The following is a 15,875-nucleotide window of genomic DNA, read 5'->3' on the forward strand; positions in this document are numbered from 1 at the left end:
TATGACACTAACAACCTTTTTATTCCAAGCAGTAGCAAGTCTTCTTGCTATTATCACTTTTTTAATCGTACTCAATGTTCAACGTTCTATGCTCTTACCAGGAGGAATTTTGGGCATGGCTGTCTGGCTGATTTATCTCTTGCTCAAGGAACCGACCAATGTTATTGTGGCTACTTTTATTGCAGCCATTATCGGTTCTTGTGTCAGCCAGATTTTAAGTATTCTTTATAAGACTCCTGCTGTGGTCTTTATCTTGGCCATCTTGGCACCTCTGGTTCCGGGTTATCTCTCCTATCGGACAACTGCCTTTTTTGTGACGGGAGATTACAGTCATGCCATTGCTAGTGCAACCTTGGTTGTTATGTTGGCTTTGGTGATTTCCATTGGAATGGCTAGCGGAACAGTGATTCTCAGACTTTATTCTCACTTACGAAAATAGCATAATGGTTAGAATAATAAGCGACTTGATTTGGTGAATCAAGTCTTTTTTCTCTCTTTTACTGCTATTTGTGATAAAATAGTATAGAACGATTTTTTACATGAATGATAAAACAGAGGTAAATATGACAATCGGTATTGATAAGATTGGTTTTGCGACCAGTCAATATGTCTTGAAATTACAAGACTTAGCAGAAGCGAGGGGAATTGACCCTGAAAAATTAAGTAAAGGACTCTTACTCAAGGAATTGAGTATTGCGCCTCTAACTGAGGATATCGTGACCTTGGCAGCCAGTGCAAGTGATTCTATTTTAACTGAGCAAGAAAGATCAGAAATTGATATGGTCATTGTGGCTACTGAGTCAGGAATTGACCAGAGTAAAGCTGCGGCCGTCTTTGTGCATGGTTTGCTGGGCATCCAGCCCTTTGCTCGTAGTTTCGAGATTAAAGAAGCCTGCTATGGAGCGACAGCGGCCCTTCATTATGCCAAATTGCATGTGGAAAATTCTCCAGAGTCCAAGGTTTTGGTCATTGCCAGTGATATTGCCAAGTACGGTATTGAAACTCCAGGAGAACCAACTCAGGGTGCTGGCAGTGTGGCCATGTTAATTACACAAAATCCACGCATTATGGCCTTTAATAATGACAATGTGGCTCAGACTCGTGACATCATGGATTTCTGGCGTCCAAATTACTCAACAACCCCTTATGTAAATGGTGTTTATTCTACCCAACAATACTTGGATAGTTTGAAAACGACTTGGCTTGAATACCAAAAACGCTACCAGCTTACCTTAGATGATTTTGCGGCTGTTTGTTTCCACTTGCCCTATCCTAAATTAGCACTAAAAGGCTTGAAAAAAATCATGGATAAGAGCCTGCCTCAAGAGAAAAAAGACCTCTTGCAAAAGCATTTTGACCAGTCTATTCTATACAGTCAAAAGGTGGGGAATATCTACACAGGTTCACTTTTCCTTGGACTCTTGTCTCTCTTGGAAAATACAGATAGCTTGAAGGCTGGCGATAAAATCGCCCTTTATAGTTACGGAAGTGGTGCCGTGGCTGAGTTCTTTAGTGGCGAATTGGTTGAAGGATATGAAGCTTATCTGGATAAAGACCGTTTGAACAAGCTCAACCAACGAACTGCCCTGTCTGTTGCTGACTATGAAAAAGTCTTCTTTGAGGAAGTAGACTTAGATGAAACAAATTCTGCCCAGTTTGCTGGCTATGAAAATCAAGATTTTGCCTTGGTTGAAATTGTTGACCACCAACGCCGTTATAGCAAGGTTGAAAAATAATGAAGATAAGTTGGAATGGATTTTCTAAAAAATCATACCAAGAGCGCCTCGAGCTGTTAAAAGCTCAGGCGCTCCTTAGTCCTGAGAGACAAGCGAGTCTGGAGCAGGATGAACAGATTAGTGTGACTGTGGCAGACCAGCTGAGTGAGAATTTGGTGGGAACTTTTTCTCTGCCTTATTCACTGGTCCCAGAGGTCCTCGTTAACGGTCAGGAATACACAGTTCCCTATGTGACAGAAGAACCGTCCGTGGTTGCTGCGGCCAGCTATGCAAGTAAAATCATCAAGCGTGCAGGTGGCTTTACTGCTCAAGTCCATGAGCGTCAGATGATTGGGCAGGTAGCTCTTTATCAAGTTGCTAATCCTGAACAAGCGCAAGAGAAAATTGCCAGCAAGAAAGCCGAACTCTTGGAACTTGCCAATCAAGCCTATCCTTCTATCGTTAAACGTGGAGGTGGGGCGCGTGATTTGCATGTCGAGCAGATAAAAGGCGAAACAGACTTTCTCGTTGTTTATCTCCATGTCGATACCCAAGAAGCCATGGGTGCTAATATGCTCAACACTATGCTGGAAGCCTTGAAACCAGTCTTAGAAGAACTGAGTCAGGGACAGAGTCTCATGGGGATTTTATCAAACTACGCGACGGATTCTTTGGTGACGGCAAGCTGTCGCATCGCCTTTCGCTACTTGAGTCGCCAAAAGGATCAAGGACGAGAAATTGCGGAGAAAATTGCGTTGGCTAGTCAGTTTGCGCAGGCTGATCCTTACCGAGCTGCTACTCACAATAAAGGGATTTTTAATGGTATTGATGCCATTTTAATTGCAACTGGTAATGACTGGCGTGCCATCGAATCCGGGGCCCATGCCTTTGCCAGTCGAGATGGACATTACCAAAGTCTTAGTCAATGGACGCTGGACCTTGAAAGAGAAGAATTGGTGGGCCAGATGACCCTGCCCATGCCTGTAGCGACCAAGGGTGGCTCTATCGGCCTTAACCCTCGTGTAGCCCTCAGTCACGAACTACTGGGAAATCCTTCTGCCAAAGAATTAGCCCAGATTATCGTGTCTATCGGGCTTGCACAAAACTTTGCGGCTCTCAAAGCCTTGGTGAGCACAGGAATTCAGCAAGGTCACATGAAATTGCAAGCCAAATCCCTGGCTCTCCTAGCAGGTGCCAGTGAATCTGAGGTTGCTCCCCTAGTCGAGCAACTTATCGCAGATAAAACCTTTAACCTAGAGACAGCCCAGCTCTACCTAGAAAATTTAAGATCATAAAAAAACTCAGACGAATTCGGTCTGAGTTTTCTTGTGCTTATACTCAATGAAAATCAAAGAGCAAACTAGGAAGCTAGCAGCAGGCTGCTCAAAACACTGTTTTGAGGTGGCAGATGGAAGCTGACGTGGTTTGAAGAGATTTTCGAAGAGTATTAAATACTTTTTCCTGGTAATAGGGTGACTGGTAAGAAGTAACCGGTTGTTGCGACTTCCTTGCCTTCAATCTTCTGTAAGAGAAGATCAACAGTAAGGCAGGCAATCTCTTCCAAAGGTTGCTTCACAGTCGTCAAATGAGGGTAGTAATTCTCGATAAAATAGGTCCCATCATAGCCGATGACTTTGAGCTCTTCCGGGACAGAAATGCCCAGTTCTTGAGCAATTTTAATGACCAGAATAGCTGTCAAATCATCCGAAGCAAAAATGGCATCTGGTTTTTGTCGGGTCAAGATATTCTTGATTTCCATTTCTTTTCTGACAGGAGAAAAGTCACTGGAAACATTGATAATAGGAGCTTTGGGGAGTACGGATGCAAAACCAGCGTGGCGTAGTCCGGTTGGCGAGTTAGAATTGTCATTCCCTGTAATCATGATGATAGACTGGGCGCCTGTCTTGACCAAGGTCTGGGCAGCAAGAACCCCACCAGCATAGTTGTCAGAGGAAACGACAGGAATGTCAGGTGATAGGTTTCGGTCAAAGGAAATAATTGGTGCCGTCACGCGATTGTAGTCTTCGATTCCCAAGTTGTGACTACCCGAAATGATGCCGTCCACCTGATTGGCTTCCAACATTTCGATGTATTCACGTTCCTTCTCAGAATCGTGCTCACTGTTGCAGATGATGGTCTTATAACCATTCTTGAAGAGTTGGTGTTCCAGCTTATCAATCAATTCTGCATAGAAAACGTTAGAAATATTGGGGAAAATCAAGCCGATTAACTTAGCTGATTTTCCTTGCAGACTACGAGCTAGGTTGTTGGGTTTGTAGCCCAATTCTCGCATGGCTTCATTTACCTTTTGAATGGTTTTCTCAGAGAGATAGCCTTTTTTATTGATAACCCGAGAAACGGTAGTAGGGCTGACACCTGCAAGTTTTGCGACATCAGTTAGTTTTGCGACCATAATCTAATTCATAGTAAGTTCCAGTTGGGTTTCCAGATTTGATGAGGATACCATTTTGGTCTGCATGTGGGAAGACACGACCAGAAAATACTTTTTCTCCTTTATTGATGAAAATTTCAAAGACAGAGTTATCGATGAAGATTGTAGCAGTAGTAGCCTGATTATCGATAGGGCAAGAACGAGTTGTCCCAAATTCTTGGGCGTACTGTTCACCAGCCTGGCTACGATCCACTGTTACTTGACCATTTACAAGGTCAAAGTTGATTGAAAGTCCCTTGCCTTCTTTGTCAGCAAGTAAGACAATCTCACTTTGGCTATTGGCTTCCAAGTTGAGATCAAGTTCATAGGTGTTCTTTGTTTGAGCACGGTTTGAGAAGGCTTCTTCAGACACACGAAGGTCCTTGATAGCTGCGACTGGGTATTGGTAGAGTTTACCGTCTTTGATAGTGAGTTCTTTGACCAAAGAGAAGGTTCCTTGGTGGTCAAAACGGTCAGATGGGTAAGAAACATCTGGCAATCCAAGCCAGCTAACTGCTAGAGCACGTCCATCAGGAGCGTTGAAGGCTTGAGTTGCATAGGCTTCAAAACCATAATCCATGTTTTGAAGTTGAGATACATCTACCATTTTAGCATTTTCAGGGTCAAAGGAAGCCCCAATCTTATACATATTTGGAAAGATATTATCGTAGTCTAGAACTTTCTTATCCAATCCTTGTGGGCAGTAGAGAAGGACAGGTTGTTCCCCTACAAAGACCAGATTTGGACATTCCATCATGTAGGCAGTACGGTCGTTAGCAAAGTCAAGGTTGCCAACGGCTTGCCAGTTTGTATAGTCGTTGTCTACAGCCTTGTAGAGACGGACGAAGCCTTTTTTATCCAAGTCCTGTCCACCGACGATGGCATAATATTGACCTTTAAAGTTAAAAATTTGTGGATCGCGGAAGTGGTCTGTAGAGTCTGCTGGCTGTTCAATCAAGATCTTATCAATCTTTGTAATCTTGCCATCCTTATCCATCAAAGCTCCAATCTGGTAAGGGTGACGGATCCAGTTTTCATCACGGACATTTCCTGTATAAAATAGGAACAAGTTATCGCCAAACTGCATGGCAGAACCAGAGTAAGCACCGTGGCTATCTAATGGAGTATCTGGTAAAACTTTGATTCCAGTTTCTTTAAAGTGAATCAAATCATCACTTTCTAGCTGTGCCCAAGATTTCAAACCGTGGGCTGCACCAAAAGGAAAATTCTGGTAAAAGAGGATCCACTTGCCATCAAAGTAAGAAAAGCCATTTGGGTCGTTGAGAAGTCCTGTTTTTGGCTCAACATGGTAATGAGTATGCCATGGAGATTGTGCCATATTTTCCTTTATATGTTGAATTTCTTCTTGCGTCCAATCTTGATAAAGTCTGTAACGACGCTCGGTTGTCCATTCCATTCATTCATTCCTCCGAAAATCTTATCACTTCTAATAGTAACCGTTTTCGATTAAAAATGCAAGCCTTTTATGTTAAAAAAGAGAAAAAACTGTCAAACGTTTGTCATAAAATAAATGCAGGGAATCAATCAAATTTTCAGGAAAATATGAAAGATAATGAAACGAAACCCTTTTAACTAAGATTTTAAACTTATTTTTTAAGGAATATCTGATAAAACAGTCAAAACCAATCAAACTAAAGTATGCCTATTAAGTGGATAGAATATTTTTTCTGCAAAACGCTTGACATATTTCTAAAACATGATAAAATAAAAGTCGTAGGGCGGATAAAATCGCTTTCAAACAAGAACAAAATTTTATATAAGGAGATTTTTGCAAATGAACAATCAGGAAATTGCAAAAAAAGTCATCGATGCCTTGGGTGGACGTGAAAATGTCAACAGTGTAGCTCACTGTGCGACTCGTCTTCGTGTCATGGTCAAAGATGAAGGAAAAATCAATAAAGAAGTGATTGAGAACTTGGAAAAAGTTCAAGGTGCTTTCTTTAACTCAGGTCAATACCAAATCATCTTTGGTACTGGTACAGTAAACAAAATGTACGATGAAGTTGTTGCACTTGGTTTACCAACATCATCTAAAGATGACATGAAAGCAGAAGCTGCGAAACAAGGGAACTGGTTCCAACGTGCTATCCGTACTTTCGGTGACGTTTTCGTTCCAATCATCCCAGTTATCGTAGCGACAGGTCTCTTCATGGGTGTGCGTGGTCTTTTCAATGCTCTTGAAATGCCACTTCCAGGAGACTTTGCAACTTACACACAAATCTTGACAGATACAGCCTTCATCATCTTGCCAGGTTTGGTTGTGTGGTCAACCTTCCGTGTATTCGGTGGAAATCCTGCCGTTGGTATCGTTCTTGGTATGATGCTTGTTTCTGGCTCACTTCCAAACGCTTGGGTAGTCGCTTCAGGTGGTGAAGTAACGGCTATGAACTTCTTTGGTTTCATCCCTGTTGTTGGTTTGCAAGGTTCCGTTCTTCCAGCCTTCATCATCGGGGTTGTCGGAGCAAAATTTGAAAAAGCTGTCCGCAAGGTCGTTCCAGATGTCATTGACCTCTTGGTAACACCATTTGTGACACTTTTGGTCATGTCTATCCTTGGACTCTTTGTCATCGGACCAGTCTTCCACATTGTTGAAAACTATATCCTTATTGGTACAAAAGCAATTCTTGGCTTGCCACTTGGTCTTGGTGGTTTCTTGATTGGTGGGGTTCACCAATTGATCGTCGTGTCAGGTGTGCACCACATCTTCAACTTGCTTGAAGTGCAATTGCTTGCTGCTGACCATGCTAACCCATTCAACGCTATCATCACTGCGGCTATGACAGCTCAAGGTGCTGCGACTGTTGCGGTTGGTGTTAAAACTAAAAATCCAAAACTGAAAACACTTGCTTTCCCAGCTGCTCTTTCTGCCTTCCTCGGTATTACAGAGCCTGCTATCTTCGGGGTGAACTTGCGCTTCCGTAAACCATTCTTCCTCTCATTGATTGCTGGTGCAATCGGTGGTGGATTGGCTTCTATCCTTGGACTTGCTGGTAATGGTAGTGGTATCACCATCATCCCTGGTACAATGCTTTATGTTGGTAACGGACAACTTGCCCAATACCTTCTTATGGTAGCTGTATCATTTGCACTTGGTTTTGCTCTTACTTACATGTTTGGTTATGAGGATGAAAAAGAAGTTGCTACTGAAGTAGAGACAGAACGTTTGGTCCAAGAAGAAACAACTGGTAACATTCCAGCAGCTCTTCAAAATGAAACACTTGTAACTCCTATCGTTGGTGATGTTGTCGCTCTTGCTGATGTCAATGACCCAGTCTTCTCAAGTGGAGCTATGGGACAAGGTATCGCTGTGAAACCAAGCCAAGGTGTGGTATATGCACCAGCTGATGCTGAAGTTTCAATCGCCTTTGCAACAGGTCACGCCTTTGGTTTGAAAACAACTAATGGTGCTGAAGTCTTGATCCACGTTGGTATCGACACTGTAACTATGAACGGTGAAGGTTTTGAAGCAAAAGTTGCTCAAGGTGACAAGGTTAAAGCAGGAGATGTTCTTGGAACATTTGACTCAAACAAAATCGCTGCAGCTGGACTTGATGATACAACAATGGTTATCGTTACAAACACAGCTGACTTCTCTTCAGTAGCTCCAGTCGCAACAGGTTCAGTTGCGAAGGGGGATGCTGTGATCGAAGTGAAAATCTAATCAATCCTCTCTAATGCGAAAACGAACAAATGACATGTTTGTTCGTTTTTGCTTGAATGGTAAGATTTACAGAGGAAAATCTAAAAAATAGAGAAATTTAGACTTTCGAAATATGCTATAATAAAGAAAATAAAAACAAGAGGTTTATCATGACAAAATTATATGGAAGCTTGGAAGCGGGCGGTACAAAGTTTGTCTGTGCTGTCGGTGATGAAAACTTTAACGTTGTAGAAAAAACACAATTTCCAACAACAACTCCAATCGAAACAATCGATAAAACCATTGAGTTCTTCTCAAAATTCGACAACCTTGCTGGTCTTGCAGTTGGTTCATTTGGTCCGATTGATATTGATAAAAACTCAAAAACTTATGGCTTTATCACAACGACTCCAAAACCAAACTGGGCAAATGTGGACTTGCTTGGTGCCCTTCGTCGCGCCCTCAACGTGCCAATGTACTTCACTACAGACGTAAACAGCTCTGCCTATGGTGAAGTGGTTGCCCGTAACAATGCTGGTGGTCGTATCGAAAACTTGGTTTACTACACAATCGGTACAGGTATCGGTGCAGGTGTCATCCAACGTGGTGAGTTTATCGGCGGTGTGGGTCACCCTGAGATGGGTCACTACTATGTTGCTAGACACCCAATGGATATTGAAAAAGAATTCAACGGTGTTTGTCCTTTCCATAAGGGATGTCTGGAAGGCTATGCAGCTGGTCCAAGTTTGGAAGCTCGTACAGGTGTTCGTGGGGAAAACATTGAACTCAACAACCCTGTTTGGGATGTCCAAGCCTACTATATCGCTCAAGCTGCGGTCAATGCGACAGTGACTTTCCGCCCAGACGTGATTGTCTTTGGTGGAGGGGTTATGGCTCAACAACACATGCTGGACCGTGTCCGTGAGAAATTTACATCTCTTCTAAATGGTTACCTACCAGTACCTGATGTGCGTGACTACATCGTGACGCCAGCAGTCGCAGGAAATGGTTCTGCCACACTTGGGAACTTTGTCCTTGCAAAAGAAGTTTCAAAATAAAGCACAAAATTCGCTTGGGAAACCAAACGGATTTTTGTTTGAAGACAATGTTTTTTGAGCCTTTCCTTAAGTGATTACGGACGGTAGCGACTTTCTTCGAAATTCCATACCTAAACTTTGAGCCTAATGTCTCAAAGTTTCCGAACACCTGAAACCATTAGATTTCAGGTGTTTCTATCACGGCGGAAAGGCTAGGTAAGTCCTCGCTTCACTATCGAAAAATAGGCATGATTTCCATACCAAAGTATATTTAGTATCAAGCTATAGTCAATCTACGCTCTAAAAATCCGCTTGGGAAACCAAACGGATTTTTTACGTGTCAAAGCATTTGCCAGAAGAAGTCGATAATATAGGTCAGACCGTAGGTATAAACCACGAGGGTAAAGGGCTTGGTCAGAATGATGATGGTCATATAGCGCTTGAAGCTCATCTTGGTCAGGGCAGCCAGCATACAGAGAAAGTCAGCTGGACTAATGGGCCAAATCATCATAAAGATAAAGAAACGGTCAAAACGATTGCCCTTATCCAACCAGCCGATATACTTGTCATAGGTGCGCTTGCTGACGACAGACTGGACAAAGGCAGCCCCATAGAGGCGCACCAGATAAAAGATAATGGCACAGCCAATCACGATGCCAATATAGTTGTAGATCGTACCGATGATGTGGCCGTAGATAAAGACACCAGCCACCGAGGTCAAGGCCCCAGGAATGATAGGGACGACAGTCTGTAAAATCTGTAAAAAGATAAAGAGAGGTGGCCCCCAGATACCTGCCTGCTGGATAAAGGCAGAGAGGGTTTCCTTGGATTGTAAAATCCCAGCCTGATAAGCCCAAATACAGAAAATCAAACTCCCAACCCCACCGACAATCGATGAGATATTGATAACTTGCTGTAAAAGGGGAGAAACAGCTTTCATTTGTTTATCCTGTGACATGTAAACTCCTCATAGATAGTATAACTCTACTATACCATATTTTGGAGGAGAAAGGGGGAATGATTGCTTTTGTGATGGGAATAGTGATGGATTTTGAGCCTAAACATGCTATAATAGACCTAGTATAAAATTTGGAAATTTCAGGATATGAATAGTTCAAATGAAGTGTAAGGAAGGTTTGCGATGGCAAGACGAAAAGATTTTTCTGAATTAACAAGAGTACAAATCCCAGCAGCTCTGCATTTGATGCGTATGGGCTATACCTATCTTCCTCGCAATGGGAAGGAAATTGAAGAAAGAGATCCAGATACCAATATTCTTGTATCTGTTTTTAAGGAGCAATTTTTAACATTTAATAACTATTTAACAGATGAAGATTTTGAGAGAGAATTGGCCAATATCAAGCTGGAACTGGATCAAAATGATTTAGGACGATCTTTCTTTAAAAGGATACAGGGACAAGAAGGTGCTGTTTATATCGATTGGGAAAATCCTGAAGCCAATACCTTCCATCTGGCGCTTGAAGTCACTTGTCAAAATGGACAAGATGAATTTCGTCCGGATATAGTTGTGTTTATCAATGGACTTCCTCTTTCTTATATCGAAGTTAAACAACCCAATGCTATCCGTGATGGAAAGACAGGGATTCAGTCAGAACAGGACAGAACCAGATACCGTTTTGAAAATCGTAAGTTCCGTCGTTTTAACAATATTACCCAGTTGATAGCTCTATCAGATAATTTACCTTATATCAGTGGCCAAGGTCAACAAAAACAGGGTTCTTACTACGGTTCAAATGCCTATTCAAAAACAAAATTTAATGCTTTCAAGGAAGAAAGAGAAGTAGATTTTCTGAATTCAATTGTACCTTTAACAGATGAACAAATTGATTTCGTACTTGAGGATGTGAAGCGTTTTGCTCTCAAATCTCAACCAGAATTTACAACAAACTTACAGCCCGACACTCCCTGTAATACTTTCCTATCATCTTTGTATCAAAAAGAACGCTTGCTTTTCATGCTTCGTTTTGGGCTAGTCTATGTAGAGGAAGAAAGTAAGGAAGGTCAGATGCAATTGCAGAAGCATGTTATGCGCTATCCGCAATACTTTGCTACAAGAGCTATCGAAGAAACCATTGCAAAAGGTGTCAAAAAAGGTGTTATCTGGCATACACAGGGCTCAGGTAAGACTGCCCTGGCTTTCTTCAATATCCGCTATCTGACCAATTATTTTTCAAAACAGGGGATTGTTCCGCAGTTTTACTTTGTCGTTGATCGCTTGGATTTGGCAGACCAAGCCTTTAAGGAATTTACCAAAAGAGGTCTAAAAGTTAAGCGCATCAACAATCCTCGAGAACTCAATCAAAAACAAGATGGTTATGATGTCGCTGTTGTCAATATTCAGAAGTTCAAAGATGATTCAGACCTGACCGACCGCTCTGGCTATGATCTCAATCGTCAAAATATCTATTTTATCGATGAAGCCCACCGCTCTTATAACGAACTAGGTTCCTACCTGCCAAATCTCTATCAGGCAGATATCAATGCGATCAAGATTGCCTTGACTGGGACACCCTTGATTACCTACAAGAAAGATGGTAAGACAAAGGAAAACCATGCGACTACACGTGATATTTTTGGGGATTATATCCATAAATACTACTACAACCAGTCTATAGATGATGGTTTTACCTTGCGTTTGATGCGAGAAGATATCGAGACGTCCTATAAAGATAATCTCAGGGCAATTAATGAAGAAATCCAACGTGGTGATTTATCCAAAGAAGATATCTTTGCTCATCCGCACTATGTGGAACCTATGCTTGATTTTATTCTGGAGGACTTTAACCGTGCGCGTGATCTGGTTTTTGATGATCAGACTATTGGTGGTATGATTGTCTGTGATTCGTCTAAGCAGGCGCGTGAGCTTGAAAAGCAGTTAGAAGAACGACGAAAGGCTGGAACAACCAACTTGACCTCTGCTCTCATCCTCCATGATGAGGGAGACAAGGAAGAGAAAAAGGAAAAGGTGGATGCCTATAAGGAAGGCAAGATTGACCTCATTATCGTCTATTCGATGCTCTTGACAGGTTTTGATGCGCCTCGCCTCAAGCGTCTCTATCTAGGTCGCAAGATTAAGGCTCATAACCTTCTCCAGACTTTGACTCGTGTGAATCGTCCTTACAAGGACTATCTCTTTGGCTATGTAGTTGATTTTGCGGATATTTCTAAAGAATTTGATAAGACTAATCGTGCATATTTGGAAGAACTCAATCAAGAGTATGATACAACCCTGACTGGGGAAAATGGAGAGGATGTGTTTGGCTCGCTCTTTGTGCCCGCGGAGGAAATTTCTCAGGAACTAAGCAAGACAGAGCGCATCCTCATGGACTATCCAACCTCTAATCTAGAGTTCTTTTCTCAATCAATTGATGATATCAAGGATAGAAAGCAACTAAATGAACTACGAAAAGCCTTAGAATCGGTTAAGCAGTACTATAATATCGCCCGCTTACTTGGTCATGACCATTTGCTCAAACAGATTGATATTACTCAGATTGCAACTCTGCTCAATGTCATCTCAAGACGTTTACTGACCTTGTCACTGATAGATAAGCCAGATGACTTTTCCAGTCGTATTCTTTTAAATCTTGCCATGTCTGAGACCAGTTTTAGTTTTGTCAAGATTGCGGAGGAAGAACTCCGTCTAGCAGCCAATGACCTAGAAGATTTGAAGCGTCGAGTTGCTGGAGGCATCATAAAACAGCGTGATGAGAAAGATCCTGAGTGGGTCTCTCTCTACGAAGAATTCCAGCGCATCATGAAAAAACATCTGATTCATGGGCAAGAAGGCTACACTATGGAAAACATCAAAGAAATTCAAAAAGAGTACGAAGAGCTCTTTAAGTCAGTGGAAGATTATCATACTCATATGAGACGTTTGACGATGAATTTTGGCGGAGATGAAATGGCGGCGCGTTCCTATAAACACGTGACCAACTCGACTATGGTAAGCGAGTACCCAGCAGTTTATCATGTCATTAAAGATTCTAAAGTTACTCTGGATCACAAAATCGGTCAAAATCGAGGAGTTCTCGATAACGAGGACTTCTTCAAAAAAATGATTCGAGAAGTCGCTCGAATTGCAATGAAAACCAACCAATCTGCAAGTAGTTTGACAAGACAGGTTTTTAACGATATCGTAGAGTCGCTATTTGAAGGATATGAAGAGGAATACCAACACTAATGAATGAAACATACAAAGTCCAAGTCCAAGACTTGGTAGATGATTTGAAAGCAGTCTTTACCCATGCGGGCCTAGGAGGGGAAGCGGGTGAGTACAAACTCCTCACCCAGTCCTTCCTCTACAAGTTTTTAAATGATAAGTTTTTATATCAAGCCAAGGTGCTGGATGAATCCAACACTTATGAAAACTTGTTGGCAATGAGTGAAGATGACTATGACTGGCTCTTGGAGGATATCGGTACAAGTACGGCTTGGCTCAAGCCAGACCAGTTGATCGAAACGCTTCACCGTCAGCAAAATGAAGCGACTTTCTACGAGAGTTTTGAAAATACTCTTAATCAGATAGCTATTGATAATAACGATATTTTCTCTGTTCATACTGATGGAGATACGGCTATTCGTCTATTTGATGAGCGTCTGATTACCGACACAATATCAGATAGCAGTAAGCGTAACGAAGTGGCAAAAGCCATCATCAATCTCCTTGCACGCGTCAAGTTTGATGAGACCATCTTTTCACAAGGCTTCGACTTTTTCTCTACTCTCTTTGAGTACATGATCAAGGACTACAACAAAGACGGTGGTGGCAAGTATGCCGAGTACTACACACCTCACTCTGTGGCTAAGATTATCGCTGATATTCTTGTGGGAAATGACCAGCCATCAAACGTGCGGATTTATGACCCGTCTGCTGGGTCTGGAACCTTGCTGATGAACCTGGCTAGTCGTATCGGTGTAGATAAGACCACTGTCTATAGTCAGGATATCTCGCAAAAATCATCTAACCTTCTTCGTCTCAACCTCATCTTGAATGGCCTCCAACACTCCATTCATAATATCGTACAGGGAAATACCATTATCGCTAATCGTCATCCTGAAAAGATGGACTATATCGTGTCCAACCCCCCTTTCAAGCTGGACTTTTCAGAGTGGCGTGACCGAGTAGAAAGTTTGCCAGAAGCCAGTGATCGTTTCTTTGCAGGTGTGCCAAAGGTTCCAGCTAAGTCTAAGGACAAGATGGCTATCTATGAGCTCTTTGTTCAGCATATCATCTACTCCTTGAAGCCAGACGGTCAAGCAGCCGTAGTCCTACCGACAGGCTTTATCACGGCCCAGTCAGGGATTGATAAGACCATCCGTCAACACTTGGTGGATCATCAAATGCTGGCAGGTGTCGTTTCCATGCCTTCTAATATCTTTGCGACGACAGGTACCAATGTCTCCATCCTCTTTATTGATAAGAAAAATAAGGGCGATGTCGTCCTTATCGATGCCTCAAACCTCGGAACCAAGGTCAAGGAAGGCAAGAACCAAAAGACCGTGCTCTCTCCTGAGGAAGAGCAGAAAATCGTCGAGACCTTTATCAATAAAGAAGCCGTCGAGGACTTTTCTGTCACCGTCTCTTATGAGGACATCAAGGAGAAAAACTACTCTCTCAGCGCAGGTCAACACTTTGACATTAAGATAGATTATGTAGATATCACAGCAGAAGAGTTTGAAGCTAAGGTGACTGCTTTTCAAGATAAACTTTCAGACTTCTTCAAGCAATCGCATGTGTTGGAGCAGGAGATTGGAGAGCAGATGAAGGGGTTGAAATATGAGTGAGTGGAAAAGATATAAATTATCTGACCTTTATGAGATGAGTTCGGGAATTTCTTCAACAAAAGAGCAAGCGGGACACGGTTCACCATTTCTTTCATTCTCTGTTGTATTTAATAATTATTTTTTGCCAGATAATCTAATTGATTTAATGGATACGACAGATGGTGATAAACAAAAATACTCAATAAATGAGGGTGATATTTTTTTAACACGTACTAGTGAAACAGTTGATGAATTAGCTATGTCTTCAGTTGCTTTGAAGGATTATCCTGAAGCTAGCTTTAGTGGATTTCTTAAAAGACTTAGACCTGTTGATAAAAGAATTGTTTATCCTAAATTCATGGCTTTTTATTTAAGAAGTCCTTTGTTTAGAAGAACAATAATAAATAATACTGTAATGACCCTAAGAGCTAGTTTCAATGAAGTAATGTTTTCATATCTTGAAATTATGCTTCCAGATTTTGATACTCAAAAGAAAATTGGTGATTTCCTTTATTCGTTAGAAAAGAAAAAGCAAACCAACAACCAAATCAACCAAGAGTTGGAAGCCATGGCTAAGACCCTCTATGACTACTGGTTTGTCCAGTTTGATTTCCCAGACCAGAATGGCAACCCCTACAAATCATCAGGCGGAAAGATGGTCTATAACCCAGAACTCAAACGCGAAATCCCAGAGGGGTGGGGAGTGGAGAGTGTTGGTAACTTATTAGATAAAGTTACTAAAGCGGAAAAAATTGAAAATAATTCTATTGAATTTATAGGAAAAATGCCTGTTATCGATCAGAGTCAAAAATATATTGCAGGTTTTACGAATAATGAAAATGGCTTAATCCAACCTCAAAAAGGACATGTAATATTTGGGGATCACACTAGGGTAGTCAAATATATAAATTTTGATTATGCCAGAGGAGCTGATGGAACTCAAGTCTTAATTTCAAAGAATGAGCATATTTCAAATGTATTACTTTATCACATGATTAAAGATTTTGATTTGTCAAATTATGGGTATGCTAGACATTTCAAATTTCTAAAAGAGAAAATTGTTATAGTTCCTGATAAAGAAGTATCGTCAAAATTTGAAACACAGGCAAATGTTATTTATGAAAAAATTAAGAACAATATTTTTGAAAACCAAGAACTCACCCAACTTCGCGATTGGCTCTTACCAATGCTGATGAATGGACAGGTGAAGGTGGAGTGAGAGGGAGTTTAAAAACTTTTATATA

Annotated in this window: 11 protein-coding genes; 8 read left to right on the top strand and 3 right to left on the bottom strand. The window is 41.5% G+C overall.

Annotated elements, in window-relative coordinates:
- The first annotated feature begins 1 nt into the window (after position 1).
- From FQT24_RS10360 to FQT24_RS10370, 3 genes are all read left to right on the top strand, one after another.
- On the top strand, positions 2-439 hold the full coding sequence (locus tag FQT24_RS10360) for a threonine/serine exporter family protein (RefSeq protein ID WP_143952955.1): 438 nt from the start codon (positions 2-4) through the stop codon (positions 437-439).
- 124 nt (positions 440-563) lie between these two features.
- Positions 564-1,736 (top strand): hydroxymethylglutaryl-CoA synthase, encoded by a 1,173-nt coding sequence (locus FQT24_RS10365; protein ID WP_185952591.1) that lies wholly within the window; start codon positions 564-566, stop codon positions 1,734-1,736.
- Positions 1,736-3,010 carry a hydroxymethylglutaryl-CoA reductase, degradative gene (locus FQT24_RS10370; protein ID WP_143952957.1) on the top strand — a complete coding sequence of 425 codons (1,275 nt, stop codon included), beginning with the start codon at positions 1,736-1,738 and terminating at the stop codon, positions 3,008-3,010. The genes FQT24_RS10365 and FQT24_RS10370 overlap by 1 nt, the downstream gene beginning before the upstream one ends.
- 152 nt (positions 3,011-3,162) lie before the next feature.
- On the opposite strand, the gene FQT24_RS10375 is transcribed toward FQT24_RS10370, so the two are convergent.
- A complete protein-coding gene (locus tag FQT24_RS10375) occupies positions 3,163-4,128 on the bottom strand; it encodes a LacI family DNA-binding transcriptional regulator (protein ID WP_070481867.1) in 966 nt (321 codons plus the stop codon).
- Positions 4,109-5,563 carry a sucrose-6-phosphate hydrolase gene (locus FQT24_RS10380; RefSeq protein WP_143952958.1) on the bottom strand — a complete coding sequence of 485 codons (1,455 nt, stop codon included), beginning with the start codon at positions 5,561-5,563 and terminating at the stop codon, positions 4,109-4,111. Before FQT24_RS10380 ends, FQT24_RS10375 begins: the two co-directional genes overlap by 20 nt.
- A 378-nt stretch (positions 5,564-5,941) precedes the next feature.
- Here FQT24_RS10380 and FQT24_RS10395 point away from each other — a divergent pair, with 378 nt between their 5' ends.
- Both FQT24_RS10395 and scrK read left to right on the top strand, forming a co-directional pair.
- Positions 5,942-7,828, top strand: a complete 1,887-nt coding sequence (locus FQT24_RS10395; RefSeq protein WP_143952960.1) for a sucrose-specific PTS transporter subunit IIBC — start codon at positions 5,942-5,944, stop codon at positions 7,826-7,828.
- A gap of 149 nt (positions 7,829-7,977) precedes the next feature.
- Complete coding sequence (gene scrK, locus FQT24_RS10400; RefSeq protein ID WP_000164316.1) at positions 7,978-8,865, top strand: fructokinase ScrK; 888 nt, start codon at positions 7,978-7,980, stop codon at positions 8,863-8,865.
- A gap of 319 nt (positions 8,866-9,184) precedes the next feature.
- Here the strand turns inward: scrK and FQT24_RS10405 are convergent, their stop codons facing one another.
- The gene (locus FQT24_RS10405) at positions 9,185-9,802 is read right to left on the bottom strand and encodes a TVP38/TMEM64 family protein (protein WP_000076168.1); all 618 of its coding nucleotides are present in this window, start codon (positions 9,800-9,802) and stop codon (positions 9,185-9,187) included.
- 183 nt (positions 9,803-9,985) lie between these two features.
- On the opposite strand from FQT24_RS10405, the gene FQT24_RS10410 reads away from it, so the two are divergent.
- Genes FQT24_RS10410 through FQT24_RS10420 form a run of 3 tightly spaced genes read left to right on the top strand, consistent with a single transcriptional unit; the run spans position 9,986 to position 15,850 of the window.
- Positions 9,986-13,048 (top strand): type I restriction endonuclease, encoded by a 3,063-nt coding sequence (locus FQT24_RS10410; protein ID WP_143952961.1) that lies wholly within the window; start codon positions 9,986-9,988, stop codon positions 13,046-13,048.
- The gene (locus FQT24_RS10415) at positions 13,048-14,652 is read left to right on the top strand and encodes an HsdM family class I SAM-dependent methyltransferase (protein ID WP_143952962.1); all 1,605 of its coding nucleotides are present in this window, start codon (positions 13,048-13,050) and stop codon (positions 14,650-14,652) included. The genes FQT24_RS10410 and FQT24_RS10415 overlap by 1 nt, the downstream gene beginning before the upstream one ends.
- Positions 14,645-15,850 (top strand): restriction endonuclease subunit S, encoded by a 1,206-nt coding sequence (locus FQT24_RS10420; RefSeq protein ID WP_143952963.1) that lies wholly within the window; start codon positions 14,645-14,647, stop codon positions 15,848-15,850. The genes FQT24_RS10415 and FQT24_RS10420 overlap by 8 nt, the downstream gene beginning before the upstream one ends.
- The last annotated feature ends 25 nt before the right edge of the window (positions 15,851-15,875 follow it).

It is taken from the genome of Streptococcus mitis (genome assembly GCF_901542415.1).
In the GTDB taxonomy this organism is placed as follows: Bacteria; Bacillota; Bacilli; order Lactobacillales; family Streptococcaceae; genus Streptococcus; species Streptococcus mitis_BL.

Coding starts and splice junctions, on each gene's coding strand:
- FQT24_RS10360 (WP_143952955.1), top strand. CDS start 2: ATGACACTAACAACCTTTTTATTCCAAGCAGTAGCAAGTCTTCTTGCT.
- FQT24_RS10365 (WP_185952591.1), top strand. CDS start 564: ATGACAATCGGTATTGATAAGATTGGTTTTGCGACCAGTCAATATGTC.
- FQT24_RS10370 (WP_143952957.1), top strand. CDS start 1,736: ATGAAGATAAGTTGGAATGGATTTTCTAAAAAATCATACCAAGAGCGC.
- FQT24_RS10375 (WP_070481867.1), bottom strand. CDS start 4,128: ATGGTCGCAAAACTAACTGATGTCGCAAAACTTGCAGGTGTCAGCCCT.
- FQT24_RS10380 (WP_143952958.1), bottom strand. CDS start 5,563: ATGGAATGGACAACCGAGCGTCGTTACAGACTTTATCAAGATTGGACG.
- FQT24_RS10395 (WP_143952960.1), top strand. CDS start 5,942: ATGAACAATCAGGAAATTGCAAAAAAAGTCATCGATGCCTTGGGTGGA.
- scrK (WP_000164316.1), top strand. CDS start 7,978: ATGACAAAATTATATGGAAGCTTGGAAGCGGGCGGTACAAAGTTTGTC.
- FQT24_RS10405 (WP_000076168.1), bottom strand. CDS start 9,802: ATGTCACAGGATAAACAAATGAAAGCTGTTTCTCCCCTTTTACAGCAA.
- FQT24_RS10410 (WP_143952961.1), top strand. CDS start 9,986: ATGGCAAGACGAAAAGATTTTTCTGAATTAACAAGAGTACAAATCCCA.
- FQT24_RS10415 (WP_143952962.1), top strand. CDS start 13,048: ATGAATGAAACATACAAAGTCCAAGTCCAAGACTTGGTAGATGATTTG.
- FQT24_RS10420 (WP_143952963.1), top strand. CDS start 14,645: ATGAGTGAGTGGAAAAGATATAAATTATCTGACCTTTATGAGATGAGT.